Genomic DNA, 25,994 nt, shown 5'->3' with positions numbered 1-25,994 from the left:
TGGGCCGCATGGACCTGATCCCCGCGCCGATCGCCATCCGCCGCGCCGCCACCGAGGACGCCCCGGGCCTGCCGCTGGGCCCCGCGAGCACGCTGGCCGGTGCGGCCGGGACCGAGGACGCCGAGCGCTGGCTGCGCTCGACGCTCGGCGCGGCCACCGGCCTGGCGCTGCCGCCGGCCGCCGACCCGGTGATCGGGCTGCGCCTCGACCCGGCGCTGGCACCCGAGGGGTACCGGCTCACGGTCGACGGCGAGCGCGCCCGGATCACCGCGGGCGGTCCGGCCGGTGCGCACTGGGGCGCCCAGACGCTGCGCCAGTTGCTCGGACCCGAGGCCTACCGGCGGGCCCCGCTGCGCCGCACCGGCTGGCGGCTGCCCGGCTGCGAGATCACCGACGCGCCCCGGTTCGGCTGGCGCGGGGTGCTGCTCGACGTCGCCCGGCACTTCCTGCCGCTCGCCGGCCTGCTGCGGTACGTGGACCTGCTGGCCGCGCACAAGCTCAACGTGCTGCACCTGCACCTCACCGACGACCAGGGCTGGCGCTTCGAGGTCAGGCGCTACCCCCGGCTCACAGAGGTCGGCGGCTGGCGCGAGCGCTCGATGGTGGGCTACCGCACCGGTGGCCGGCGCGACGACCGGCCGCACGGCGGCTACTACACCCAGGACGACCTGCGCGAGCTGGTCGCCTACGCGGCCGACCGCGGGATCACCGTGGTGCCCGAGATCGACCTGCCCGGCCACACCCAGGCGGCGATCGCGGCCCACCCCGAGCTGGGCAACACCGATGTGCTGGACACCGGCGAGCTCGGGGTGTGGACGGACTGGGGGGTCAGTCCCAACGTGCTGAACGCCTCGGACGCCACGCTGGCCTTCTTCGAGGGGGTGCTGGAGGAGCTGCTGGAGGTCTTCCCGTCGAAGTACGTGCACCTGGGCGGCGACGAGTGCCCCAAGGAGCAGTGGCGGACCAGCCCGGCGGCGCAGGCGCGGATCAAGGAGCTGGGCCTGGCCGACGAGCACGAGCTGCAGAGCTGGGTCATCGGCCACTTCGACGGCTGGCTGACCGCCCGCGGCCGCCGGCTGATCGGCTGGGACGAGATCCTGGAGGGCGGGCTGGCCGAGCACGCTGCGGTTGCGTCCTGGCGGGGCTATGCGGGTGGGGTCGCCGCCGCGCGGGCGGGGCATCCGGTGGTGATGTGCCCGGAGCAGCACGTCTACCTCGACCACCGGCAGGACGGCGGGCCCGACGAGCCGATCCCGATCGGCTTCAAGCGTTCGCTGGCCGACGTCTACCGCTTCGAGCCGGTGCCCGCGTCACTGGATGAGGTGAGCGCCCGTCAGGTGATCGGCACCCAGGCCAACCTGTGGAGCGAGTTCGCCGACGACGCCCGCGACCTCGACTACCGGGCCTTCCCCCGGCTCGCCGCCTTCGCCGAGGTCGCCTGGTCGCCGCTGCCGCGCGATCCGGCCGCCCGCGACCTGGCCGACTTCGAGCGGCGGATGCGCACCCACTACGCGCGGCTCGACGCGCTCGGCGTCGCCTATCGCCCGCCGGCCGGCCCGCACCCGTGGCAGCGGCGCCCGGGGGTGGCCGGTCGCCCGCTGCCGGGACCGCCGCCGCAGCGCTGACGAGTCGTCAGTCGAACAATGTGATCATCCGGGAACCTTTGCCTGGCGTGCGGCGTCAAAACCAGGTGAACATCCGGTCTCTTTTGTGGGGGATCTGCCCGAAAAGCGACCGGATCGTCCGGGACCCCGAGGGCGATCACGGTGCTCGATGTGCCAGAGTTGCCCGACCCGGTGGGCTGCTTCTGTTCGGCAGCCCGGACCCGTACGCTACGGGCGGCACCGCAGACCCGTGGTGCGGGAGGAACGGGCCGGCCCGGCGTCGGCCGACGCGGCTGAGCGCGGGCCCCGAGCGCAGGCTCGGGAGTAGGCCCGAGAACCACCCAAGAATCTGGAGCACGGTGGGATCCTGGTGAACCGGACGATCATGCTGCCGACCTCCCTCGACGAGGCCGTCGAGGCTCTGGGCGCCAGTCCCGCCGCCGTCCCGGTGGCCGGCGGGACCGACCTGATGGAGGCCGTCAACGCCGGACGGCTGCGCCCCGGTGCGCTGGTGGGCCTGGGCCGGATCACCGAACTACGCGGCTGGCGCTACGAGGACGGCGGCACCGCCGTGCTCGGCGCGGGCCTCACGCTGGCCCGGATGGACCGCCCCGACTTCGCCGCGCTGATCCCGGCGCTGGCCGACGCCGCCCGCACCGCGGGCCCCCCGCAGACCCGCAACGTCGGCACGCTGGGCGGCAACATCGCCACCGCCGCCGCGACCGGAGACACCCTGCCGGTGCTGGCCGCGCTGGAGGCCGTGGCCACCCTGGCCCGGGCCCCGCGGGCCGGTGACAGCGGCACCCGCGAGGTCCCGGTCAGCCACCTGCTCACCGGCGTCGACCCGATGCGCCCGGGCGAACTGCTCAGCTGGGTCCGGGTTCCGCTGCTGCACGCCCCGCAGGTCTTCCTCAAGGCGACCGGGCGCAGTGGCCCGTCCCGCGCGGTCGCCTCGGTGGCGCTGGTGCTCGACCCGGCCCGGCGCGCGGTGCGCTGCGCGGTCGGCGCGGTGGCGCCGGTGCCGCTGCGGCCGCTGGAGGCCGAGGCCTGGGTGGCCGGCTGCGTCGACTGGGACGCCCGGGGCGAGGAGGGCGCGCAGGCGATCGACCCGGCCGCGGCCGCCGCCTTCGGCGAGTACGTCGCGGCCGCGTGCGTGCCCGACGCCTACGGAGCTGACGCGTCGTCGGCGCTGCTGGCCGAGGGGCCGACGGCGGCCGCCGTCCGGCTACGGCGTACCGTGGCCGTGCTGGCCCGCCGGGCACTGGGAAGGGCACTGAAGTGACGGCCGAGGTGACCGCCGACATGGCGCACGAACCGACGAACCATCCCGTCCACCTGGGCGACGGACGTCCCACCACGTCCTACACGCTGCGGGTGAACGGCTTCGAACGGCCCGTCACCGATGCCTGGATCGGGGAGAGCCTGCTCTACGTGCTGCGCGAGCGGCTCGGCCTGGCCGGTGCCAAGAACGGCTGCGAGCAGGGCGAGTGCGGGGCCTGCTCGGTGCAGGTGGACGGCCAGCTGGTGGCCGGCTGCCTGGTGCCGGCGGCGCTCGCGGCGGACAGCGAGATCAGCACCGTGGAGGGCCTGTCGGCCGGCGGGGCGGCCAGCGACGTCCAGCAGGCGCTCGCCGAGTCGGGCGCCGTGCAGTGCGGCTACTGCACGCCCGGGATGGCGATGGCGGTGCACGACCTGCTGCAGCGCAACCACCGGCCGAGCGAGGTGGAGGCCCGCCAGGCGCTCTGCGGCAACCTCTGCCGGTGCACCGGCTACCGCAGCGTGCTGGCCGCCGTGCAGACGGTCGCCGACGCGCGCGGGGCGGCGCTGCTGGAGGCCGAGCAGGCGGGGGCCGACGCGCAGTCGGAGCAGCCGCAGCCGGCGGCTCCCGCCGCCGGAGCGGATGCCGGCGACCGGGCCGAGCCCGGTCGGGCCGCCGAGCCGCTCGACCCGCCGGTCTACCAGGACGCCTGGGCCGGGACCGCGACCGCCGGCGAGGTGCCGCTGTTCGGCGCCGACAGCGGCTGGATCAGCGCCGACCCGATGCCCGCGACTGCGGAGTACCCCTCTGGGCACTCCGGTGAACAGCCGACCGCCGCCGGCACCGGCCTCGGGGCGATGCCCGCCCAGGGCTACGCCGGCTACGACCCGACCGCCTACGGCCCCGGCACGGTGTACGACGGGGGCGTGAACTACGAGCCCACCCCGGCGCACGGCACCGCCGCCCCCGGCGCGCCGTACGAGGGCACCCCGGCCCACGGCACGCCGTACGAGCCGACGCCCGCGCACGGCGTCCCGTACGACGCCACGCCCGCCCACGGCACCGACTACCCGGCCGCGCCGCCCTACGCCGCCGGCCCGTACGCCGCCGCGCCCTACCCGGGCACGGCCTACGACGGTGTCGCCTACCAGGGCACCCCGGCGCACGGCATCCCGGCCCCGGCCACCCCGTTCGACGGCACGGTCTACGAGACCGCCCCCGGCATGCCCGAGGCGGGTACCCCCGCGCACGGCCTCCGCCTCCCCGAGGACGACCACGCATGACCGCGCCCACCGATTCGACCGCCACCGCCGACCCGACCGGCACCGGCACCGCCCCCACCGCCGAGCCGGCCGAGCGCCCGTTCGGCCTGGGCAGCTCGCCGCTGCGCACCGACGCGCTGCCCAAGGCGCTCGGCATCTACCCGTACGCCGCCGACCTGTGGGCCGAGGGGCTGCTCTGGGGCGCCGTGCTGCGCTCGCCGCACCCGCACGCCCGGATCGTCTCGATCGACACCTCGGCCGCGCTGACCGTCCCCGGCGTGCACGCCGTGCTGACCGCGGCCGACCTGCCCGCGCCCACCGTGCCCAGCGACCGCCCGGTGCTGGCCGCCGAGGTGGTCCGCCACCAGGGCGAGCCGGTGGCCGCCGTGGCCGCCGACCACCCCGACACCGCCCGGCTGGCCGCCGCCGCGATCGTGGTCGAGTACCAGCTGCTCGACGCGCTCACCGACCCCGAGCAGGCCTTCCACGGCCCCGCCCTGCACCCCGACGGCAACCTGCTGCGCCACCTGCCGCTGCGCACCGGCGACCCGGAGGCGGTCGGCGAGGTGGTGGTCGAGGGCCTCTACCAGGTGGGCCGTCAGGACCCGGCGCCGATCGGGGCCGAGGCGGGCCTGGCCGTGCCGCGCCCGGACGGCGGCGTCGAGCTGCACCTGTCCTCCACCGACCCGCACGGCGACCGCGAGCGCACCGCCGCCTGCCTGGGCCTGGAGACGGACCGGGTGCGCCTGGTGGTCACCGGTGTGCCCGGCGCCACCGCCGACCGCGAGGACCGCTCCTTCCAGGCCACCCTGGCGCTGTTGGCGCTGCGCACCGGCCGCCCGGTGAAGATGACGCTGACCCGCGAGGAGTCCTTCCAGGGCCACGCGGCCCGGCACCCGGCGCTGCTGAGGTACCGCCACCACGCCGACGCGCAGGGCAAGCTGGTCAAGGTCGAGGCGCAGATCCTGCTGGACGGCGGCGCCTACGCCGACGTGTCGGCCGAGGTGCTGGCCGCCGCCACCGCCTTCTCGGTCGGGCCGTACGTCTGCCCGAACGTCTTCGTGGACGCCTGGGCGGTGCGCACCAACAACCCGCCCGCCGGGCGGATGCGCGGCGAGGGCACGCTGCAGTCCTGCTTCGCGACCGAGTCGCAGCTCGACCTGCTGGCCGCCCGGCTGGGCCTGGACCCGTTGGAGATCCGCCGCCGCAACGTGCTGGCCACCGGCGACGCGCTGCCCACCGGACAGGCCATCACCTGCCCGGCCCCGGTGGCCGCGCTGCTCGATGCGGTGGCCGAGGTGCCGCTGCCCGCCCTCCCGCTGGACGCGCCCGACACCGAGTGGCTGTTGCCCGGTGGCCCCGGCGGCGCGGGTGACCCGGCGGCGGTGCGCCGCGGCATCGGCTACGCGGTGGGCATGGCGCACATGCTCGGTGCCGAGGGCACGGACGAGGTCTCCACGGCCACCGTCCGGGTCAGCGGCGACCACGCGACGGTGATCTGCGCGGCCGTGGACGCCGGGCAGGGCTTCGCCACGCTGGCCCGCCAGATCGTCCAGTCGGTGCTCGGGGTGACCGAGGTCTACGTCGCCCCGGTGGACAGCGACCAGTCGATCGCCGGCCCCTCGGCCCGCGGCCGGCACACCTGGGTGTCGGGCGGCGCGGTGGAGAAGGCCGCGCTGATGGTCCGTCACCAGCTGCTCGCGCCGATCGCCGCCGACTTCGGCATGTCGGTGGAGCTGCTCTCGATCGCCGAAGGCAAGATCACCTCGTACGACGGGGTGCTCGGCATGCCGGTCACCGAGGCGCTGGAGGGCAAGGAGCTCTGGGCCACCGCCCAGTGCCGTCCGCACCCCACCGAGCCGCTGGACGAGGCCGGTCAGGGCGACGCCTTCGTCTCGATCGCCTTCTGCGCGATGCGTGCGGTGGTGGACGTGGACATCGAGCTCGGCGCGGTCCGGGTGGTCGACGTGACCGTGGCCCAGGACGTGGGCCGCGCGCTGAACCCGGGACAGATCGAGGACCGGATCGAGGCGGGGGTCGCCCAGGGCGTGGGCCTGGCGCTGCTGGAGGACCTGCGCAGCACCGGCGGCCTGCTGGCCAACCCCTCGTTCACCGGCTACCGCCTGCCCACCGCCCTCGACACCCCCGAGGTCCGGATCGCCACCCTGCTCGAGGAGCGCGACGTGGTGGCCACCTTCGGGGCCAAGGCGGTCAGCGCCGCCCCCGCGGTGGTCGCCCCGGCCGCCGTGGCCGCCGCCGTGCGGGCCGCCACCAACCTCCCGATCGGCCGCCTGCCGATCCTGCCGGAGGACGCGGTGGTGGTCCTGCCGGTCTGACCGGACCGGGGGCGGCGGGTATTCCGGCCGTTCCACCGGGAATACCCGGGAATCCCAGGAATGCGAAAAACGGAAACGGCCGGTCGGCGAATCATCGCGGACCGGCCGTTTCCAGCTGTGCAATCGTGCGGGGAGGCCATGACGGGATTCGAACCCGTGTACACCGCTTTGCAGACGGTTCCCTGAGCCACTCGGGCACATGGCCGGGCGACGGGCCGCTGACGGCCCCTCGGCTCACACCTGGCAGGGTCGACAACAGGAGCGGGCGGTGTGCGTGGCGGGGCTGGTCATCGCGGGCTCCTCCCGGTTGTCGGTCATTTCCGTCGTGCTTTCGTCATTCAGTCTGTCGGCCGGTTGATGGCCCGTCAATAGCCGATTGTGACGGGCGGATGAAGTCTCGCGGGAAGTCCTACGACCGGCGGCGGAGCTCGGACGGGACCGCAGGTCAGGAGTCAACTGGTTATTCGGCACTTACCATGGCAGGCATGACCACAGCCGAGCAGACCTCGACGACCCTGGCCGCGGCGGCCGACGACGGCACCGAAGGCGTGCTCGGCGCCCGCTACCGGGCGCTCACGCTGGGGATCGTCTCGGTGGTGCTGCTGCTCGCCTTCGAGGCGACGGCGGTCAACACCGCGATGCCGGTGGCGGCCCGCGAGCTGCACGGGCTGGGGCTGTACGCGTTCGCCTTCTCCGGCTACTTCACCAGCACGCTCTTCGCGATGGTGCTCTCCGGTCAGTGGTGCGACCGGCGCGGTCCGGTGCTGCCGCTGTTCGCGGGGATCGGGGTTTTCGCGGGCGGCCTGGTCGTGGCGGGGACGGCGGGGAGCATGTGGCTCTTCGTCGGCGGGCGGGCGATCCAGGGGCTGGGCGGCGGGCTGGTGATCGTCGCGCTCTACGTGGTGGTCGGGCGGGCGTTTCCCGAGCGGTTGCGGCCGGCCGTCTTCGCGGCGTTCTCGGCGGCCTGGGTGCTGCCCTCGATCGTGGGTCCGCTGGTGTCGGGGGCGGTGACCCAGCACCTGGGGTGGCGCTGGGTGTTCCTGGCCGTGCCGGTCCTGGTGGTGCTGCCATTGGCGGTGATGGGGCCGGCGCTGCGGCGGGCCGAGCGGGGCCGGCCCGCGGCGGCGGGTGGCGCGTGGAACCGGCGGCGGATCGGGCTGGCCGCGATGGCCGCGCTCGGCGCCGGACTGCTGCAGTACGCGGGGGAGCGTCTCGACCTGCTGGGGCTGCTGCCGGCGGTGGCAGGCGCGGGTCTGCTGGTGCCGGCCGTACTGCGGCTGCTGCCGGACGGCACCTTGCGGGCCGCCCGGGGGCTGCCGACGCTGATCCTGCTGCGCGGGGTGGCGGCCGGGGCCTTCTTCGCCGCCGAGGCGTTCATCCCGCTGATGATGGTGACCCAGCGGCACCTCTCGCCGACCCTGGCCGGGCTGACCCTGACCAGCGGCGGACTCTCCTGGGCGCTCGGCTCCTGGCTGCAGGGCCGCCCGGGCGCCGAGCGCCACCGGGAGCGGCTGATCAGGCTCGGCTTCCTGCTGACCGCCCTGGCGATAGCCGGCGCCGCCCTCGTCCTGATCCCGGCCGTGCCCACCTGGACCGCCGCCGTGGCCTGGGCGTTCGGCGGGATCGGCATGGGCCTGTCGATCGCCAGCATCAGCGTGCTGATGATGAAGCTCTCCCCGCCCGAGGCGGCCGGCACCAACTCGGCCTCGCTGCAGATGTCCGACGCGCTCGGCAACGTGCTGCTGGTCGGCCTGGCCGGGGTGCTCTTCACCGCGCTCGGCGGCGGCGCGGTGGCGGCCGCGGACGCGGCCGGCGCGGGCGGCGGAGCGCGGGCCGGGCTCGCCGCGATCTTCCTGACCATGACGGCCGTCGCGCTGGTCGGCGCGGCACTGGCCGGGCGGGTGCGTCCGCGCGGCTGACCGGGGCTCCGGACGGCGAGAGGGCCGACCCACGGGGAGCAGCGCCGCGCCGGTGGCGGCTGGTGCTGGTCCTGCGCGAGGTCGGCCCTGTCGGGTCGGCTCCCGGGTGACGGTCCGTCAGGAGTCGGAGCGCCGGCGCCGCAGCTGGTGGTAGCTGGCGGCGACCGCGGTGGCCAGCAGGGTGGCGCCGGCCACCATCTCGGGGACGTTCGGGCCGGTGCTGCCGCCGAGGCCCGCGTGCGTGGGGCCCTGCGGGCCGGGGCCGCCCGGACCGCCCGCGCCGCCCGGACCGGCGGGCCCGCCGGGCTGCTCGGCGTGGGCGGGCGGCTGGTGGTCCGGCTGGGTCTGCTGGTCGGGCTGCGGCTGGTGGTCGGCGTGGCCGCTGTCGTGCACGGTCAGGGTGCTGGTCACCTGGCTCTTGCTGACCGTCGTGCACTGGATCGTGACGTCGTAGACGCCGGGCCTGGCGTGGTCCGGCACCTGTGCCATGGCGCCCATCAGACCGCGCAGCGAGCCGAGCTTGACGCTCGGGATGTCCTGACCCTCCGCGGCACCCTGCTCGTGCGAGCGGAAGACCGCCTGGCCGCCCGCACTGTCGCAGTTGCCTCCGTCGAAGACCGCGAACTGGCCGCCGGGGGAGACCGGGTCCGGTTCGATGATGACCGGGTTGGCGGCGGCCGGGCCGGCGCCGCTGAGACCGAGGGCCAGGGCCAGCAGCCCGGTGGCGGCGAAGTGACGAGCGCGCATGGTGCATCTCCGAGGACGCGGCCGCGGGGCTGGCCCCGCAGGGGAGTAGGAGAAACCGTGTCCTGGGATCCAGGGGACGATTCCGGCCGATGGTGCGCATCCGCACCAAGTCGGTGCGGGGGGCCGAAAACCGGCGGCTACCTGGGGTGATGCAGGCTCACCCGGGGTAGCGCCGAACGGGGGGTCAGCGGGTCGCGCCGAGGAAACTCGACCAGCCGCCGGCCGGCGCCTCGCCGACCGCCAGCGACTGCAGCTTGCGCAGCACCACCGGGTCCTGCGCCTCCAGCCACTGCACCAGCTGGCGGAAGGAGACCAGCCGCACCTCGGGCCGGTCCGCGATGGTCCGCAGCACCTCCTCCACCGCGTTCATGTAGATGCCGCCGTTCCACTGCTCGAAGTGGTTGCCGATGTACATCGGCGCGCGGTTGGTGCTGTAGGCGCGCTCGAAGCCCGCCAGGTAGGAGTCCCGGGCCTGCTTCTGCCAGGCGGCGCGCATCGCCGGGTTGCCCTTGGTGTTGTCGCCGGACTGGTTGTACATGATGTTGTAGTCCATCGAGAGCACCTGGAAGGTGTGCCCGGGGAACGGGATGGACTGCAGCGGCATGTCCCACAGTGCGCCGCCCTGGATCTTCTGCGGCCAGATCTGCAGCCCGCCGGGCCCGCTGGTGTCGTACTTCCAGCCGCGGGCCGCCGCCGTCGGCAGCAGGCCGCGCTGGCCCTCCAGGCAGGGGGTGCGGCCGCCGATCAGCTCCTTGCGGTAGTCGAAGGGCAGTGCGGGCAGGTCGGTGAAGCCGGTGTTGGTCCGCCAGTTCATGACGAAGGACATCGCCTGCTCGATCTCGCTGTCCCAGTCGTCGGGGGACCACTTGCCGCCGCCGGTCGGGCCGCAGAAGTGGCCGTTGAAGTGGGTGCCGATCTCGTGGCCGTCCAGCCAGGCGGCGCTGATCTGGGTCAGCGTGTCGTGGATGTGCTGGTCGCTCAGGTAGCCGATGTCGGAGGCGCCGACGTGGTGCTGCGGCGGGTGGTAGAGCTCCTTCTTGGACTCCGGCAGGGTGTAGATCCCGCTCAGGAAGAAGGTCATCGAGGCCTGGTGGTCCTTGGCCAGCTGCCGGAACCGGGAGAACAGCCGGTCGTCCAGCTCGCCCGCGCCGTCCCACGAGAAGACCACGAACTGCGGCGGTCTTTCGCCCAGTTCGAGCGGGACCGGCTGCGGCTGCCCGGGCTGCGGGCCGGTGTCGGAGGTGGAACCGTCGCCGATCACCGTGGCGGGGGGCTTGGCCGGGGTGCTCGGGGCGGCGGCGGAGGGCGAGGCCCCGGTGCTCGGGACCGGCGCGGCCCCCGCAGCGTCGGCCTTGCCGGTGGTACCGGGGCGGGCACAGCCGGCCGCCACCGTCGCGGCGGTGGCGGCACCGGCGGTGAGCAGGGTCCGGCGGGACAGCGCGTCCATACATCACTCCAGTTCGAGCGGTTCGGTCGGAGCAGACCCGGTCTGCGCCGGTGGGCGGTGCGGGCTGCCGCGCGGGTCGCGGCGGCGAGGGCCCAACGGCGAGGCGGTGTATGAATTGTGGCGAAGAGTCCGCTGAAATGCCGTTATGGGCGATTTGTCCACCAGGATGGCACGGTACTCTCCGCGCCAGCGGGATGGCGGCGGCGCAACGCCTGTCGGACGGAGCGGAGCGGCGTGTCGAGGTGCGCCGGGCCCCGAAAGATCATCAGATTGGACGCGGGCCACGGGGAGCGCGGCGGGAGGAGAACGGGGCCATGTGGGACTCGGTGCAGGACGCCTACCACTCCCGCATCGTCGAACCCGGACGGGAGCCGCTCTTCCTGCTGTTGGTCGGCCTGATCGCGGCCTTCCTCCTCATCCGGTTCAGCACCCGGATGATCCGGCGCGGCACCCCCTGGTGGCCGGGCAACGTGGCCCCGGGCGGCCTGCACATCCACCACGTGGTCTTCGGGCAGGCCATGATGCTGGTCGCCGGGATCGGCGGCTTCACCTACCACGGCGCCCAGGGCGGGCTGCGCGACGCGCTGGGCTTCACCTTCGGGGCGGGCTGCGGGCTGGTGCTGGACGAGTTCGCCCTGGTGCTGCACCTGGAGGACGTCTACTGGAGCGAGCAGGGCCGCAAGTCGGTGGACGCGGTGATCCTGGCCATCTCCGTGATCGCGCTGCTGCTGCTCGGCCAGCTGCCGCTCGGCGGGTTCACCGGCAAGCCCTCGGTCGGGCAGGCGGCCGGGGCCGCGGTCCTGCTGGTCCTGGTGGTGGTCAGCCTGCTCAAGGGCAAGCTGTGGACCGGGCTGATCGGCGTCATGCTGCCGGTGCTGGCGGTGGTCGGCGCGATCCGGCTGGCCCGGCCCGGCAGCCCGTGGGCCCGCTGGCGCTACCGCAGCCGGCCCAAGCGGATGGCCAGGGCCGAGCGGCGCGAAGCGCGGGTGCACCGTCGGGTGACGGCGTTCAAGGTGGGCGCCTACAACCTGCTGGCCGGCACCCCGGACCAGGCGCCGGCCGCCGAACCGGTGGTGGAGCCGGTGCCCGCTGCCGCACCGCGCCCCGGTCCGGCCGCCGCCGCGCCCGAGCCGGCCCGCGCGCGGCCGCTGCCCCCGTGGCGCCGCCGCTGCGCCGTCTTCGCCGAGTGGTACCTGCGGATCGCCGCCCTGATCAACCTGTCGGCCGGGCTGATCGCCCCGTTCCGGGAGCGGGTGCACCGAGCCAACACCGGCGACCTCTTCACCCCGGTGCTGGTCACCGCCGGCTTCACCGCCGCGCTCTTCGCCGCGCTGCTGGCCGTGATGCTGCGCCGCCGCAAGCGGGCGGCCTGGATCGTGGCCACCGCGGTGGTCGCGCTCTACACGGTGGCCTTCGGGCTGGCCCTGGCGATCCAGGCGGAGGACCGGGCGCACCCGTTCAACTGGGTCTCGGCCGCGCTCACCGTGCTGCTGCTGGCCGCGCTGCTGGCGAGCAGGCGGGCCTTCCACGCCAGGGGCGCGCGCGGCAACCTGCCGCTGGGCCTGTCCGTGCTGCTGATCGGCGGCGCGCTGGTCACCGCGCTGGGCGCGCTGCTGGTGCGGGTCGGCACCGAGCCCGAGGCGGGCTGGGGCGACTCCTTCGGGTACGCGCTGGTGCGCCTGTTCACCGTCTCCGGCTTCGGCCAGGTGACCTCGCGGGTCGCCGTCGACCGCTGGGCCGACCTGACCATCAACGTGCTCGGGGCCGCGCTCTTCCTGCTGGTGCTGCGGGTCTTCTTCCGCTCCCCGCAAGGGCGGGTGCACCTGGAGCCGGACGACGAGCGGCGGCTGCGCGCGCTGCTGGAGGCGCACGGCGCGCGCGACTCGCTCGGCTACTTCGCGCTGCGCCGCGACAAGTCGGTCTGCTGGTCGCCGTCCGGCAAGGCCGCCGTGCTCTACCGGGTGGTCAACGGCGTGGCGCTGGCCTCCGGCGACCCGATCGGCGACCCGGAGGCCTGGCCGCAGGCGATCGAGGGCTGGCGGGAGCTGGCCCGGGTGAACGCCTGGGTGCCGGCCGTCACCGGTGCCGGCGAGCAGGCCGGCACGATCTACCGGCGGGTCGGCCTCAAGGCGCTGGAGTTCGGTGACGAGGCGATCGTCGAGGTGGCCGACTTCAGCCTGGAGGGCCGCAGCATGCGAACCCTGCGCCAGACCCACAACCGGGTCCGCAAGGCCGGCTACCGCGCGGTGATCCGCCGGCACCGCGAGATCCCCGAGGCGGAACTCGCCGAGCTGGTGCACCTGGCCGATGCCTGGCGGCACGGGCGCACCGAGCGCGGCTTCTCGATGGCGCTGGGCCGGCTCGGCGATCCGGCCGACGGCGAGTGCGTGCTGGCCGAGTGCCGGGACGAGAACGACCGCACCTGCGCGCTGCTCAGCTTCGTGCCCTGGGGTGCGCACGGCCTCTCGCTCGACCTGATGCGCCGGGACCGGGAGTCGGAGAACGGGCTGGTCGAGTTCCTGGTCACCGAGCTGCTGCTGGGCGGCGCGGCCGGTCGGCTGCCGGTGACCCGGGTCTCGCTGAACTTCGCGATGTTCCGCTACGTCTTCGAGCAGGGCGCCAAACTGGGCGCCGGGCCGGTGCTGCGGCTCAACCGGGCGGTGCTGCGCTTCCTCTCCCGCTGGTGGCAGCTGGAGTCGCTGTACCGGGCCAACGCCAAGTACCAGCCGGCCTGGGAGCCGCGCTTCGTGCTTTACGAGAAGTCCTCCGAGCTGCCCACCATCGCGGTCGCCAACGGGTTGGCCGAGGGCTTCCTGGTCCGGCCCAGGTTGCTGGGCGTGGGCTCGCGGCGGCGCGGCGGCGCACCTCACTCGTCCGGCGGCGCAACCGGTGCGGGGGAGCGGGGCGCCGGATTGGCTGAGCGCAGGTGATGGCCGATCAGCGAACGGGAGCCGGCGTGAGCGGGCGGAGGAGTCCCTGGTCGGGGGCGGTGGCGCTGGGGGCGACGGTGGTGGTGGGGGCCTGGCTGGTGCAGGACGGCACGCACGGCACGCTGCCGCCCGCCCCGTCCCCCGCGCAGGCGCTCGCCGACGGGGCGATCCACCCGGCCGCGCTCAGCGGCACCCCGATGGCCCGCTCGGTGCCGGTGCGGATCAGCATCCCGGCGATCGGGCTGAACGCCCCGGTGGCCGGGGTCGGCCTGGACGGCGCCGGCCATCTGGCCACTCCGCCGGACCACGAGCGCAACCTGGCCGGCTGGTACCAGGACGGGGTGACGCCCGGTCAGCGCGGCACCGCACTGCTGGTCGGCCATGTGGACACCGCCGCCGGACCCGCGGTCTTCTACGGCCTGGGGGCCCTGCGTCGCGGCGAGCGGATCGACGTGGTCCGGGCCGACGGCGGCACCGCCTGGTTCGTGGTCGACGCCATCGACGTCTACGACAAGTCCGCCTTCCCGGACCACCGGGTCTACGGCCGGGCCCCCGACGCGCAGCTGCGGCTGATCACCTGCGGCGGCGGCTTCAGCAAGGGGCGGGGCTACCAGGGCAACGTCGTGGTGTACGCGCACCTGACGGGCCATCGGGGAGTGGCGTGACACACCGCGGCGGTCACCGCAGCAGCTCGGCCAGCGCCCGGTCCGCGTCCAGGTGGCGGGCCTCCGCGCCGTCCGGCACGCACCGGTAGCTGGCCGACAGGAACCGCCGCAGGTCGCCGGCCTCGAACCGGAGCAGCGCGATGCCCTCGGGGGCCCGCAGCTCGACCATGGTGTACGGCCCGCGGGAGGGCCGGATGTGCACGTCCCCGAGGCCCGTCGGCAGGTTCAGCCCGGTGGCCAGCAACTGCCGGGCGAACACCCAGACCACCTCGGCCCCGGGCCGCGGGTCGAGCCGCTCGTCCAGCGAGTACTCGCTGGGGAAGGCCATCCGCACCGCGAGCGGGTCGTCGGCCCGGTAGCGCAGTTCCGCGCCCAGGCCGGTGGAGCAGTGGCCGGAGAGGATCAGGCGGGCGTGGACGGTGTGCTCGACGGTGGCGCTGCGCATCGGGGGCTCCTCGGCGTGGGGACGGGGCTGCATGAGGAGAGAGTGGGGTGGGGGCGGGGGATTACTCGGGTCGGATGGGGCGAACGGGTGATCTGGGTCACATGGGTCCGCTGGAATCCTGGTACCAGATTGGCCCCATGCGAGTAGTCTCGAAGGCATGGCAATGAACCTTCGTCTCCGGGACGACCAGGCAGAGGCCCTGAAGCAGCGAGCCGAGCAAGAGGGGACCAGCATGAACGCCATAGTGGTCAAGGCGGTGGACGACTACCTGGCCCGGACCGCCCAGCAGGCCCTGGTGCGCGAGACCGCGCTCAAGCAGGCCGCGAAGTGGCGTGAGCTGATGGAGCGGCTCAAGTGAGCTGCCTGTACCTCTCCGCCGAGGACGTCCTGGCGGTCGCGGCGGCCGCCTGCGACGACATGCAGATCGTCGTGCGGGACATCGGTCTGCTGGAGTCGGCGGCGCACCGGCCGTCCGCCGAGATGTTCGGCGAGGAGGCCTACCCGGACCTCTTCGACAAGGCGGCGGCCCTGCTGCAGTCGCTTGCGATCAACCATCCGCTCTTCGACGGCAACAAGCGCACCGCCTGGCTCTCCTGCGTCACCTTCCTGGCGATCAACGGAGTCGAGCTGGTGCCGGACATCGATGCCGCCGAGGACCTGGTGATCGCCGTCGCGACGGGCGAGCTGGAGGAGGTCAAGACGATCTCCCAAGGGCTGCGTGCGCTCCACCAGGAGCGTCCCTGATCCCTCCGTGTCGGGCCTGCGGGCCCCGCGCGGCCCGGTAGGCTAGGCGGGTTGTCCGATCGCCTGCCGACCGCAGGGCATGGCCGCTCCACCGCCCTGACCTGCGATGATCCCCCTCGGAGACCGTGAGTACTGCCGCTTCTTCCGACATGTCGCCGCTGTTCTCCGACGCCGCCGAGCCGCATCAGCCGGCCCGGTCGTCGGGCGCCGCGGCGGGAGCGCACCACCTGTCGCCGGCGTTTCCCGGCCGTGCCCCCTGGGGGACGGCCGGCAAGCTGCGGGCCTGGCAGCAGGGGGCGCTGGACCGGTACATCGAGAAGCAGCCCCGGGACTTCATGGCCGTCGCGACCCCCGGCGCCGGTAAGACCACCTTCGCCCTCACGCTGGCCTCCTACCTGCTGCACAACCACCTGGTGCAGCAGATCACCGTGGTCGCGCCGACCGAGCACCTGAAGAAGCAGTGGGCCGAGGCCGCCGCGCGGATAGGCATCAAGCTCGATCCGGCGTACTCCTCGGGGCCGCTGTCGAAGGAGTACCACGGCATCGTGGTCACCTACGCGGGCGTGGGCGTCAACCCGATGCTGCACCGCAACCGCACCGAGGCCCGCAAGACGCTGGTGATCATGGACGAGATCCATCACGCCGGCGACTCCAAGTCCTGGGGCGAGGCCTGCTTCGAGGCGTTCGAGCCGGCCGCCCGGCGTCTCGCGCTGACCGGGACGCCGTTCCGTTCGGACACCAACCCGATCCCGTTCGTCCAGTACGAGGCGGACACCGACGGGCTGCGCAAGTCGGTGGCCGACTACACCTACGGGTACGGGCACGCGCTGGCCGACCACGTGGTGCGCCCGGTGATCTTCCTCTCGTACAGCGGCAACATGCGCTGGCGCACCAAGTCGGGTGACGAGCTGGAGGCCCGGCTCGGCGAGCCGATGACCAAGGACCTGATCGCCCAGGCCTGGCGCACGGCGCTGGCCCCGCAGGGCGAGTGGATCCCGAACGTGCTGCGGGCCGCCGACAAGCGGCTGACCGAGGTGCGCAAGGCGATCCCGGACGCCGGCGGGCTGGTGATCGCCACCGACCAGAACGCGGCCCGCGCCTACGCCAAGATGATCCGCGAGATCACCGGGCGCAAGGCCACCCTGGTGCTCTCCGACGAGACCGAGGCCTCCCAGCGGATCTCCGACTTCTCGGCGAGCGACGAGCGCTGGATGGTCGCGGTCCGGATGGTCTCCGAGGGCGTCGACGTGCCGCGCCTGGCGGTCGGCGTCTACGCCACCTCGATCTCCACCCCGCTCTTCTTCGCCCAGGCGGTCGGCCGCTTCGTGCGGGCCCGCAAGCGCGGCGAGACCGCCTCGGTCTTCCTGCCCTCGGTCCCGATGCTGCTCGGCTTCGCCAACGAGATGGAGCTGCAGCGCGACCACGTGCTGGATCGCCCGAAGAAGGAGGGTGAGGGCCTCTTCGACGAGGAGGACCGGCTGCTCGCTGAGGCCGAGCGGGCCAACGACGGGCCGGACGGGGCCGGCGGCGAGGAACTCTCCTACGAGGCACTCGGTTCGGACGCGGTCTTCGACCGGGTGCTCTACAACGCCATGGAATTCGGCATGCAGGCGCACCCGGGCAGCGAGGAGGAGGAGGAGTACCTCGGCATCCCGGGCCTGCTGGAGCCGGACCAGGTGCACCTGCTGCTGCAGAAGCGCCAGACCCGGCAGATCCAGCGCTCCAAGGCCAAGCCGGCCGAGGAGGCCGACCTGATCGAACTCCCGGCCGAGCAGCGCCCGGTGATCACCCATCAGGAACTGCGCGACCTGCGCAAGGAGCTGAACGGGCTGGTCGCCGCCTGGCACCACCGGACCAACCAGCCGCACGGCACCATCCACAACGAGCTGCGCCGGCAGTGCGGCGGTCCGCTCACCGCGCAGGCGACGGCCAACCAGCTGAAGGCGCGGATCGCCATGGTCAAGGAGTGGGCCCGCTGAACCGTTTCGCCGCGACCCGACCGGTGCCCGGTCGGGGCCCGGTGGGCGGTTCGGCGCAACGGCTCGGTTAACAGCTCGCTGGGAATTGGCTGAAGGGCGGCTGAGGGCCCCCGCTGTCCGGAGTCCGGACCCGGGGCGCCCCTCCGCCCGCGAAGCGCCCGGGAAATATCACCAGTTGCCCGGATTGGTCCGGATCGCAGAAAACGATCATGACCGAATTTTGGACAACCACTTCCGTCCCGGCGAATCAGTTACTACCTTTCCCCCCACGCTCTCTCGTAGGCACGACCTCCGACCGGAGCGCGCAGGGCCACCACGACGATGACGACGCGGTCGGCCCGGCCGCGTATCCACCACACCTGCGCGCGACACCACCAGAGCGGCCCGGCCCGGTGCCGGAGTCGCCCATCGCCGCGGAAAGGAAAGCGTGTCGTGACCGCCGAGACCTCCCAGACCCTCGACCGCGGAGTGCGGGTCCTCAAACTGCTCGCCGACTCCGAGCGCGGGCTCACCGTGACCGAGCTGGCCGCCCGGCTCGCCGTCAACCGCACCGTCGTCTACCGCCTGCTGGCCACCCTGGAGCAGCACGGGCTGGTCAGACGTGACATAGGCGGCCGCGCGCGGGTGGGCCTGGGCGTGCTGCGCCTGGCCCACCGGGTGCATCCGCTGCTGCGCGAGGCCGCGTTGCCCGCGCTGCGCAGCCTGGCCGAGGACCTCGGCGCGACCGCCCACCTGACTCTGGTGGACGGCACCGAGGCGCTCGCCGTGGCCGTGGTCGAGCCCAGCTGGACCGACTTCCACGTCGCCTATCGGACCGGCCTGCGGCACCCGCTGGACGAGAGCGCGGCCGGCAAGGCGATCCTGGAGGCCCGCAAGTTCCCCGGTCAACGCCGGCCCGAGCAGGGCTTCGTGATCACCCGGGCGGAGGAGCAGTCCGGTGCCAGCGGGGCGGCCGCCGCGCTGGTCGGGTTGAGCGGCATCGAGGGCAGTGTCGGTGTGGTGATGCTCAACGGCCTGGTGCCCGAGCGGGTCGGCCCCCGGGTGGTGGAGGCCGCCACCGAGGTGGCCGACGCGCTGCGTTGACGCCCTGCCTTGACGCGCTGTGTTGACGCGCGGCGCGACCGGGCGGAGAGCGCGGGGCCGTCGGTGTGTTTGGATGCACTACGTGCCTGCCGTCACCACTGACCCGACCCCACCGCTCGCGACCCGGCTGCTGACCCCCAAGCGCCGGGCCGTGCTGCTCTGTGCCGTGGTGGTGGCCGCCTTCCTGGCGGTCGCCGCGCTGGCGCCGCTGCCGTACACCAAGACCACGCCCGGCGAGACCGCCGACGCCCTGGACAGCTTCGACGGCCAGCAGGTGATCACCATCACCGGTGCGCCGGTGCGCCAGACCAGCGGCTCGCTGCGGGTCACCACGATCACCGCCACCGGGCCGAGCGAGTCGATCAGCCTGGTGCAGGCGGTCGAGGGCTGGGCCGAGCCCAAGGTGGCGATCCTGCCCCGGGACGCCGTCTACCCGCCCAGCAACCCGAGCGCGGCCGCCCAGGAGATGACGCAGGCGCAGGACAGCGCCACCGTGGCCGCCCTGGACTACCTGCACCTCTCGCCGGACCAGGTCAAGGTGAAGGTCGACCTCGGCCAGATCGGCGGCCCCAGCGGCGGGCAGATGCTGAGCCTGGCGATCATCGACAAGCTCAAGGGCGACGGCAAGGGCGGCGACCTGACCGGCGGGCGCAACATCGCGGGGACCGGCACCATCGCCGACGACGGCACCATCGGCCCGGTCGGCGGCGTGGCGCTGAAGACCTGGGGCGCGGTCCAGGCCGGGGCGACGGTCTTCCTGCTGCCGCGCGGCGAGTGCTCGGACGCGAAGGTGAACACCCCGCCGGGGCTGCGGCTGATCCCGGTGAACACGCTGGCGGACTCGCTGTCCGCGCTCCAGGCGCTGAACAGCGGCGGCGCGCTGCCCAGCTGCTGAGCCCAACCCGGTGATCCAGGCCCTTCGACCCCGCTACGGCAGCTCGGCCGCGCCCTGGGCCGCGGCCTGCGCCACCAGCGGCAGCACCCGGTAGGGCACCGGGTTCTCCAGCGCGATGGCGGTCGAGGCCCGGACGATGCCGTCGAATCCCACCACCCGGTCGATCACCCGCTGCAGATCGGCGTTGGAGCGCGCCACGATCCGGCAGAGCATGTCGCCCTGCCCGGTGATCGTGTGCAGTTCCAGCACCTCGGGGACGCCGGCCAGGTGGGCCCGGACGTCCGCGCCCTGCCCCTGGGAGATCTCCAGGGTGGCGAAGGCCGTCACCGGATAGCCCAGCGCCGCCGGTTCCACCTCGGGCCCGAAGCCGCCGATCACGCCACGGGTGCGCAGCCGGTCCAGCCGTGCCTGCACCGTGCCGCGGGCCACCTGGAGGCGGCGCGAGCACTCCAGCACCCCGATCCGGGGTTCTTCGGCCAGCAGGGCGATCAGCCGGCCGTCCAGCGCGTCGATCGGGGAGTTCAGCACAGGGTCACCTTCGAGGACAGGCCGCACGGCGGTGGGCAGTCTGTACAGCGGACGTCGGAATTGTCCCGCCGAATGCCACAGCTTGACCAGGGCAAATGGGAACAGTTGCTTAATGCTGTGATCGGGGCCACGCTCCCAGCACAACCCCGTGGGCAGGGCCCCACACCGCGCCGCGGGGTTCCCCCGCCCCACACCCTCGGGGCGCGTCGAGGTCCAACGCCCTACAGGGAGGCCGTCATGACCGATATCGCCGCTGAGTCCGTCCCCACGCACGCGGGTCAGGTCGACCCCTTCCCGGTGCGGGGGATGGACGCCGTCGAGTTCGCCGTCGGCAACGCCAAGCAGGCCGCGCACTACTACTCCTCCGCCTTCGGGATGCGCTGCGTGGCCTACCGCGGCCCGGAGACCGGCAGCCGGGAGACCGCCAGCTACGTGCTGGAGTCGGGCGGCGCGCGGTTCGTCCTCACCTCCGTGGTGAAGGCCGCCACCGAGCACGGCAAGTTCCTCGAGCAGCACGTGGCCGAGCACGGCGACGGCGTGGTGGACCTGGCCATCGAGGTGCCGGACGTCTACGCCGCCTACGCCTACGCCACCGAGCACGGTGCCACCGGGCTGACCGAGCCGCACGAGCTGCGCGACGAGCACGGCACCGTGGTGCTGGCCGCGATCGCCACCTACGGGCAGACCCGGCACACCCTGGTCGACCGCTCCGGCTACGCCGGCCCCTACCTGCCCGGCTACGTCGCCCGCGAGCCGATCGTCGAGGCGCCCAAGAAGCGCAACTTCCAGGCCATCGACCACTGCGTGGGCAACGTCGAGCTCGGCAAGATGAACGAGTGGGTCGCGTTCTACAACCGGGTGATGGGCTTCACCAACATGAAGGAGTTCGTCGGCGACGACATCGCCACCGAGTACTCCGCGCTGATGTCCAAGGTGGTCGCCGACGGCACCCGCAAGGTGAAGTTCCCGCTCAACGAGCCGGCCGTCGCCAAGAAGAAGTCGCAGATCGACGAGTACCTGGAGTTCTACGGCGGCCCCGGCGTGCAGCACATCGCGCTGGCCACCAACGACATCGTGCACACCGTGCGCCAGATGCGGGCGGCCGGCGTGGAGTTCCTGGACACCCCCGACAGCTACTACGACACGCTCGGCGAGTGGGTGGGCGACACCCGGGTGCCGCTCGAGCAGCTGCGCGAGCTGAAGATCCTGGCCGACCGCGACGAGGACGGCTACCTGCTGCAGATCTTCACCAAGCCGGTGCAGGACCGGCCGACGGTCTTCTTCGAGATGATCGAGCGGCACGGCTCGATGGGCTTCGGGAAGGGCAACTTCAAGGCGCTCTTCGAGGCGATCGAGCGTGAGCAGGAGCGGCGCGGCAACCTGTAGTCGGTAGCCGCTCGCGACCCGTGGCCCCGGATCCCGTCCGATCCGGGGCCGCGTCGCGTCCCGGTCACGGGTTGCCCCAGCTCAGCGGACCACCGTCTGGACGTCCGGTGGGTGTCCGTTCCAGGTGACGAAGACCGAGTTGGTGGCGCCGCCCCGGGAGAAGTCGATCCGCAGCCACTGGTCGCCGTTCCACATCTGCATCTGCCAGCCGGGGTCCGGGGTGGCGGAGACCAGTTCGGCGCTGTCCGGTTGCATGTCCAGCGCCACCCGGCCGCCGGGGACCAGGTAGCTGTGCACCGAGCCGGTGTCGTCGGCCGGTGCGGCGGGGCCGGTCGAGGCGGCGACGGGTGCCGCCGGGCGGGCCGGTGGGCTCGCCGGTGCGGACTGCGTGGCGCCGGGGGCGGCGGCCTGGGTCGGCTGGTTCGGTGTCGGGCTCGGGTCGGCGTTCGCGGGCTGGGTCGGCGGGCTGCCCAAGGTGCTGGCCGGCAGGGCGGCCGAGCTGACCGGCAGCGGCAGGGCACGCGGCGGATCGAAGGCGGACTCGGCGAGCACGCTGCTGACACCCAGCCAGGACAGCACCACCCCCGCCGTGGTGGCCAGCGCCCAGGCGCCCGTGTGAACCAGTCCGCTTCGCATCGCCCGCCATCCTGCCGTACGCCGTCGCGGGCCCGGTCAGCGGGCGACGGCGGTGTGCGGGTTCGGCCAGCCGGGATCGGCCAGCCGGGATTGAGCAGGGTGCTTGCGAAATGATGAGATGCATTAGCGTGCTGGCCCATGGCAACAGTCCTGGTGGTCGAGGACGACCCGTTCGTCCGTTCGGCCCTGATCCGGCACCTGTCCGAGTCCGGGCACGCGGTGCGCAGCGTCGGCACCGCATTGGAGGCGCTGCGCGAGGTCGCCCAGGTCGGCTGCGACCTGGTGATCCTCGACCTCGGCCTGCCCGACCTGGACGGCAGCGAGGCACTCAAGATGATCCGGGGCCTGACCAACGTCCCGGTGATCATCTCCACCGCCCGTGACGACGAGGCGGAGATCGTCCGGCTGCTCAACGACGGCGCCGACGACTACCTGGTCAAGCCCTTCTCCGGTGAGCACCTGACCGCGCGGATGGCCGCCGTGCTGCGCCGGCTCGGCGGCGGGCTGGCCCCGGTCGCCCCGGTGCTGCGGGTCGGCGGCCTGGCGATCGACGTGCAGCGGCGCGAGGCGGTGCTGGACGGGCGGGCGCTGGACCTGACCCGTCGCGAATTCGACCTGCTGGCCTTCCTGGCGGCCCGGCCCGGCGTGGTGGTGCCGCGCCGGGAGATCCTGGCCGAGGTGTGGCGGCAGACCTACGGCGGCGACCAGACGATCGACGTGCACCTGTCCTGGCTGCGCCGCAAGCTCGGCGAGACCGCCGCCGACCCGCGCTACCTGCACACCGTGCGCGGGGTCGGGGTACGCCTGGAGGCGCCCTCGGGCGCGCCCGCGCCGGCGCACGTGTCGGAGCAGCGGCCGTGACACCGGGCGGCGACCGGTCCGGGGCGGGTCGGTCGGCGTCCGGCAGGTACGGGCGGTCGCTGCGCTGGGTGCTGGTCCGGGCCGCGGTGGCCGGCACCACGATGGTCGCGCTGGCCTTCCTGATCCCGCTCGGCCTGGTGGTGCAGAAGACCGCCCGGGACCACGCGTTCACCGCCGCCGACCGGCAGGCCGCCGCCCTCGGCCCCGCGCTGGCGATCACCACCGACCAGGACGCCCTGGCCCGCGCGGTGGCCAGCACCGACGCGGGCGCCCAGGGGCGGATCGCCGTCCACCTGCCGGCCGCCGCCGTGCCGGGGCAGGGCACCGGGCAGGCGGCTGATCCGACGACCGGTCAGGGCCAGGTCATCGGCACCGCCCGGGCCACACCGGACGAGATCGCGCTCGCCGCCCAGGGCCGGGTGCTCACCGTCCAGGTGCCCGGTGGCTACGCCCGGCTGCAGCCCGTCGCGGTGGCCCCCGCCCGGGTCGCGGTGGTCGAGGTCTACGTCGCCGACGCCGATCTCACCCGCGGCGTCGACACCGCGTGGCTGGTGCTCTCGCTGGTCGCCCTCGGCCTGGTCGCGATCGCCGTGCTGACCGCCGACCGGATGGGCGCCCGGCTGGTCGGCGCGGCCCGCCGGCTGGCCGGTGCCGCCCGCGCGCTCGGTGCCGGCGACCTCGCCGTGCGGATCCCGGTCGAAGGCCCGCAGGCCGACGGCAGCCCCGCCGAACTGCGCGAGGCCGCCGCCGCGTTCAACGCGATGGCCGACCGGGTGGTGCACCTGCTGGCCGCCGAGCGGGAGTTGGCCGCCGACCTGTCGCACCGGCTGCGCACCCCGCTCACCGTGCTGCGCCTGAACACCGCCTCGCTGGGCGAGGGCGACGCCGCCGACGCCACCCGGCACGCGGTGGCCCAACTGGAGCGCGAGGTCGACCAGATCATCCGCTCGGCCCGCCGCACCCCCGGCGAGCCGCCCGTCGTCACGGTCGGCTGCGACGCCGCCGAGGTGATCCGCGAGCGGGTCGGCTTCTGGTCCGCGCTGGCCGAGGACGAGGGACGGCGCTGGCACCTGCACGGCGCCGACACCCCCGCCCCCGTGCCGGTGCCGCCCGGCGACCTGGCCGCCGCCGTCGACGCGCTGCTCGGAAACGTCTTCCGGCACACCGCCGTCGGCACCGCCTTCTCGGTGGACGTGCTGGCGACCGAGCGCGCCGTGATCGTGCTGGTGGGCGACGCCGGACCGGGCATCGACGATCCGTCAGCGGCCCTGCGCCGCGGTGAGGGGCACGGCGGCGAGGGGTCCACCGGGATCGGCCTCGACATCGTCCGCAAACTGGCCGAGGCGACCGGCGGGGACCTGGCGCTGGGTCGCTCGGCGGTGCTGGGCGGCGCGGAGATCCGGCTGCGGCTGGGCGCGGACGGCGCGAGCGGGGCCGGCGCGTCGCCGCGGCGCCTCGGGCGGGGACGGCGGGGCGGGCGGGGCGGGCACGGAAACAGGTAGCGGGCCCGGCCTCTTTCTTAACAGGCCCCTAAGGGACGGATACCCCTGTCTGAGCAGGCGATTTGAGGCCATGGCGGCGCGCTAGCGTCGGCGGCGCCGGGAGTGAGGGCTCCCGGCACCCCATCCGCTCCGCTTCCTCCGTCCAGCAGTCGAGGAGTCCCATGACGAACCAGACCACCCGCCGCGCCGCCCACCGGCGCCGCGGTCGCAAGGGCACCGTGATCGGGGCGAGCGTCGTGGCCGCGGCCGTGGTGGCCGGCGGCGTGGCGGTCATGGCCTCCAGCGCCAGCGCGGCCTCGCTCGGCGCGGTCTACAGCCGCACCAGCGTCTGGGACAGCGGCTACACCGGCCAGTACCTGATCAGCAACCCGGCCGGTGGCGCGATGGCCGACTGGACGCTCAGCTTCGACCTGCCGGCCGGCGCCAAGATCGACTCGCTGTGGAACGCGACCTTCAGCGCCGCCGGGCAGCACGTCACCGTCAAGCCGGCGGCGTGGAACAGCCATCTGGCGGCCGGGCAGAGCGTCGACGTGGGCTTCGTGGTCGACGGTGCCGGCGCGGCCCAGGCCGAGCCGGGGAACTGCCTGATCGACAACGCCTCGTGCAAGGTGGGCGACGGCCCGACCCCGGTGCCCTCGGGCCGGCCGACCGGGACGCCCTCCGGCGCGCCGTCGGACACGCCGTCAGGCGCGGCGCCCAGCGGGAGTCCGACGGCGGCGCCGAGCAGCGCGCGGCCGACCGCGCCGGCCAGCAGCGCCGCGCCCACGCCCACACCGACCCCCAAGCCGACGCCCACCTCGATCCCCTCGACGCCCACCCCGGCACCGACCGGCGTCCCGGCGGGGGCCGGCGCGGGCTTCGCCCCGTACGTCGACACCTCGCTCTACCCGCCCTACGACCTGGTGGCCAACGCCAAGGCCAGTGGCGTGAAGAACTTCAACCTGGCGTTCATCGTGTCGGGCGGCGGCTGCGTCCCCAAGTGGGGCGGCGTCAGCGACCTCGCCGCCGACCCGGTGGCCGCACAGATCGGCGCGCTGCGGGCGATCGGCGGTGACGTCCGAGTCTCCTTCGGCGGCGCCAACGGCAGCGAGCTGGCCACCGCCTGCTCCTCGGCGAGCGACCTGGCCGCCGCCTACCAGCAGGCCGTCGACGCCTACGGCCTGACCAGGATCGACTTCGACGTGGAGGGCGGCGCACTCGCCGACTCCGCCGCCAACACCCGCCGCGACCAGGCGATCGCCCAGCTCCAGCAGACCGCCGCCGCCAAGGGCAAGAGCCTGGACGTCTCCTTCACCCTGCCCGCGCTGCCCACCGGCCTGACCCAGGACGGCATCAACCTGGTCACCGGCGCCCAGAGCAGCGGCGTGAAGATCGGCGCCGTCAACATCATGGCGATGGACTTCGGCGACGGCGTGGCCCCCAACCCGAACGGCCAGATGGGCAAGTACGCCATCGACGCGGCCACCGCCACCCAGGCCCAGGTCAAGAGCGTGCTGGGGCTGACCGATGCGCAGGCCTGGGCCAAGGTCGCGGTCACCCCGATGATCGGCGTCAACGACGTCTCCTCCGAGGTGTTCACGGTCGCCGACGCCCAGCAGCTGGCCGCCTTCGCGAGCAGCAAGCACCTGGCCTGGCTGGCGATGTGGTCCGCCACCCGCGACCAGCCCTGTGCGGGCGGTGCGAAGACCTACGCCGACGCGACCTGCAGCAGCGTGGCGCAGCAGCCGCTGGACTTCGCGAAGGCGCTGGGGGCCTACACCGGCTGAG

At 74.0% G+C, this 25,994-nt stretch carries 21 protein-coding genes and 1 tRNA gene; 16 read left to right on the top strand and 6 right to left on the bottom strand.

Going from position 1 to position 25,994, the window contains the following annotated elements; translation table 11 throughout:
* Nucleotides 1-8: 8 nt before the first annotated feature.
* The 4 genes from ABH937_RS24395 (at nt 9) to ABH937_RS24380 (ending at nt 6,460) form a co-directional block, all read left to right on the top strand.
* Nucleotides 9-1,625 carry a beta-N-acetylhexosaminidase gene (locus tag ABH937_RS24395; RefSeq protein WP_280693505.1) on the top strand — a complete coding sequence of 539 codons (1,617 nt, stop codon included), beginning with the start codon at nt 9-11 and terminating at the stop codon, nt 1,623-1,625.
* Between the two features lie 364 nt (nt 1,626-1,989).
* On the top strand, nt 1,990-2,886 hold the full coding sequence (locus tag ABH937_RS24390; RefSeq protein WP_280693573.1) for an FAD binding domain-containing protein: 897 nt from the start codon (nt 1,990-1,992) through the stop codon (nt 2,884-2,886).
* 20 nt (nt 2,887-2,906) lie between these two features.
* Entirely contained in the window at nt 2,907-4,145 is a 1,239-nt protein-coding gene (locus ABH937_RS24385; protein ID WP_370146821.1) for a 2Fe-2S iron-sulfur cluster-binding protein, read from the top strand.
* On the top strand, nt 4,142-6,460 hold the full coding sequence (locus ABH937_RS24380) for a xanthine dehydrogenase family protein molybdopterin-binding subunit (RefSeq protein ID WP_370219460.1): 2,319 nt from the start codon (nt 4,142-4,144) through the stop codon (nt 6,458-6,460). The genes ABH937_RS24385 and ABH937_RS24380 overlap by 4 nt, the downstream gene beginning before the upstream one ends.
* A 133-nt stretch (nt 6,461-6,593) precedes the next feature.
* Here the strand turns inward: ABH937_RS24380 and ABH937_RS24375 are convergent.
* Nucleotides 6,594-6,665, bottom strand: a tRNA-Cys gene (locus ABH937_RS24375).
* A gap of 280 nt (nt 6,666-6,945) precedes the next feature.
* Between ABH937_RS24375 and ABH937_RS24370 the strand changes: the two genes are divergently transcribed.
* Nucleotides 6,946-8,379 (top strand): MFS transporter, encoded by a 1,434-nt coding sequence (locus ABH937_RS24370; RefSeq protein ID WP_370219459.1) that lies wholly within the window; start codon nt 6,946-6,948, stop codon nt 8,377-8,379.
* Between the two features lie 117 nt (nt 8,380-8,496).
* Here ABH937_RS24370 and ABH937_RS24365 read toward each other — a convergent pair whose 3' ends face one another.
* Together ABH937_RS24365 and ABH937_RS24360 are read right to left on the bottom strand one after the other, a co-directional pair.
* Complete coding sequence (locus ABH937_RS24365) at nt 8,497-9,126, bottom strand: hypothetical protein (protein ID WP_280693508.1); 630 nt, start codon at nt 9,124-9,126, stop codon at nt 8,497-8,499.
* Between the two features lie 184 nt (nt 9,127-9,310).
* Nucleotides 9,311-10,573, bottom strand: coding sequence for a hypothetical protein (locus ABH937_RS24360; RefSeq protein WP_370219458.1), 1,263 nt, complete (start codon nt 10,571-10,573; stop codon nt 9,311-9,313).
* A gap of 314 nt (nt 10,574-10,887) precedes the next feature.
* On the opposite strand from ABH937_RS24360, the gene ABH937_RS24355 reads away from it, so the two are divergent.
* On the top strand, nt 10,888-13,503 hold the full coding sequence (locus ABH937_RS24355) for a phosphatidylglycerol lysyltransferase domain-containing protein (RefSeq protein ID WP_370219457.1): 2,616 nt from the start codon (nt 10,888-10,890) through the stop codon (nt 13,501-13,503).
* A gap of 26 nt (nt 13,504-13,529) precedes the next feature.
* Nucleotides 13,530-14,168 carry a class F sortase gene (locus tag ABH937_RS24350; protein WP_370219456.1) on the top strand — a complete coding sequence of 213 codons (639 nt, stop codon included), beginning with the start codon at nt 13,530-13,532 and terminating at the stop codon, nt 14,166-14,168.
* A 13-nt stretch (nt 14,169-14,181) separates the two neighbouring features.
* Here ABH937_RS24350 and ABH937_RS24345 read toward each other — a convergent pair whose 3' ends face one another.
* Nucleotides 14,182-14,613 carry an SsgA family sporulation/cell division regulator gene (locus ABH937_RS24345; RefSeq protein WP_280693512.1) on the bottom strand — a complete coding sequence of 144 codons (432 nt, stop codon included), beginning with the start codon at nt 14,611-14,613 and terminating at the stop codon, nt 14,182-14,184.
* Between the two features lie 157 nt (nt 14,614-14,770).
* On the opposite strand from ABH937_RS24345, the gene ABH937_RS24340 reads away from it, so the two are divergent.
* The 5 genes from ABH937_RS24340 to ABH937_RS24320 all read left to right on the top strand — a co-directional run bounded on the left by ABH937_RS24340 (nt 14,771) and on the right by ABH937_RS24320 (nt 19,314).
* Nucleotides 14,771-14,971: a CopG family transcriptional regulator gene (locus tag ABH937_RS24340; RefSeq protein WP_280693513.1), complete on the top strand. Its 201-nt coding sequence runs from the start codon at nt 14,771-14,773 to the stop codon at nt 14,969-14,971.
* Complete coding sequence (locus ABH937_RS24335; protein WP_280693514.1) at nt 14,968-15,357, top strand: type II toxin-antitoxin system death-on-curing family toxin; 390 nt, start codon at nt 14,968-14,970, stop codon at nt 15,355-15,357. The genes ABH937_RS24340 and ABH937_RS24335 overlap by 4 nt, the downstream gene beginning before the upstream one ends.
* Nucleotides 15,358-15,506: 149 nt before the next feature.
* Nucleotides 15,507-17,336, top strand: coding sequence for a DEAD/DEAH box helicase (locus ABH937_RS24330; protein WP_370219455.1), 1,830 nt, complete (start codon nt 15,507-15,509; stop codon nt 17,334-17,336).
* Between the two features lie 432 nt (nt 17,337-17,768).
* Nucleotides 17,769-18,419 (top strand): IclR family transcriptional regulator, encoded by a 651-nt coding sequence (locus ABH937_RS24325; RefSeq protein WP_035848807.1) that lies wholly within the window; start codon nt 17,769-17,771, stop codon nt 18,417-18,419.
* Between the two features lie 73 nt (nt 18,420-18,492).
* Complete coding sequence (locus ABH937_RS24320) at nt 18,493-19,314, top strand: S16 family serine protease (protein WP_370219454.1); 822 nt, start codon at nt 18,493-18,495, stop codon at nt 19,312-19,314.
* A 33-nt stretch (nt 19,315-19,347) separates the two neighbouring features.
* Here the strand turns inward: ABH937_RS24320 and ABH937_RS24315 are convergent, their stop codons facing one another.
* Nucleotides 19,348-19,842: an Lrp/AsnC family transcriptional regulator gene (locus ABH937_RS24315; protein ID WP_280693516.1), complete on the bottom strand. Its 495-nt coding sequence runs from the start codon at nt 19,840-19,842 to the stop codon at nt 19,348-19,350.
* A 237-nt stretch (nt 19,843-20,079) separates the two neighbouring features.
* On the opposite strand from ABH937_RS24315, the gene hppD reads away from it, so the two are divergent.
* Nucleotides 20,080-21,228 carry a 4-hydroxyphenylpyruvate dioxygenase gene (hppD, locus tag ABH937_RS24310; protein WP_280693517.1) on the top strand — a complete coding sequence of 383 codons (1,149 nt, stop codon included), beginning with the start codon at nt 20,080-20,082 and terminating at the stop codon, nt 21,226-21,228.
* Nucleotides 21,229-21,309: 81 nt separating this feature from the next.
* Here hppD and ABH937_RS24305 read toward each other — a convergent pair whose 3' ends face one another.
* On the bottom strand, nt 21,310-21,864 hold the full coding sequence (locus ABH937_RS24305) for a hypothetical protein (protein WP_280693518.1): 555 nt from the start codon (nt 21,862-21,864) through the stop codon (nt 21,310-21,312).
* Nucleotides 21,865-22,002: 138 nt separating this feature from the next.
* On the opposite strand from ABH937_RS24305, the gene ABH937_RS24300 reads away from it, so the two are divergent.
* The 3 genes from ABH937_RS24300 (at nt 22,003) to ABH937_RS24290 (ending at nt 25,993) form a co-directional block, all read left to right on the top strand.
* Nucleotides 22,003-22,725 carry a response regulator transcription factor gene (locus tag ABH937_RS24300; RefSeq protein ID WP_280693519.1) on the top strand — a complete coding sequence of 241 codons (723 nt, stop codon included), beginning with the start codon at nt 22,003-22,005 and terminating at the stop codon, nt 22,723-22,725.
* Nucleotides 22,726-22,784: 59 nt separating this feature from the next.
* A complete protein-coding gene (locus ABH937_RS24295) occupies nt 22,785-24,227 on the top strand; it encodes a sensor histidine kinase (protein ID WP_370219476.1) in 1,443 nt (480 codons plus the stop codon).
* Nucleotides 24,228-24,388: 161 nt separating this feature from the next.
* Nucleotides 24,389-25,993: a cellulose binding domain-containing protein gene (locus ABH937_RS24290; protein ID WP_370219453.1), complete on the top strand. Its 1,605-nt coding sequence runs from the start codon at nt 24,389-24,391 to the stop codon at nt 25,991-25,993.
* Nucleotide 25,994 lies beyond the last annotated feature (1 nt).

This window comes from Kitasatospora sp. GAS1066B (assembly GCF_041262605.1).
In the GTDB taxonomy this organism is placed as follows: Bacteria; Actinomycetota; Actinomycetes; order Streptomycetales; family Streptomycetaceae; genus Kitasatospora.
The sequence above is the reverse complement of the archived record's forward strand: the minus strand, read 5'-3'. Positions and strand labels throughout refer to the sequence as shown.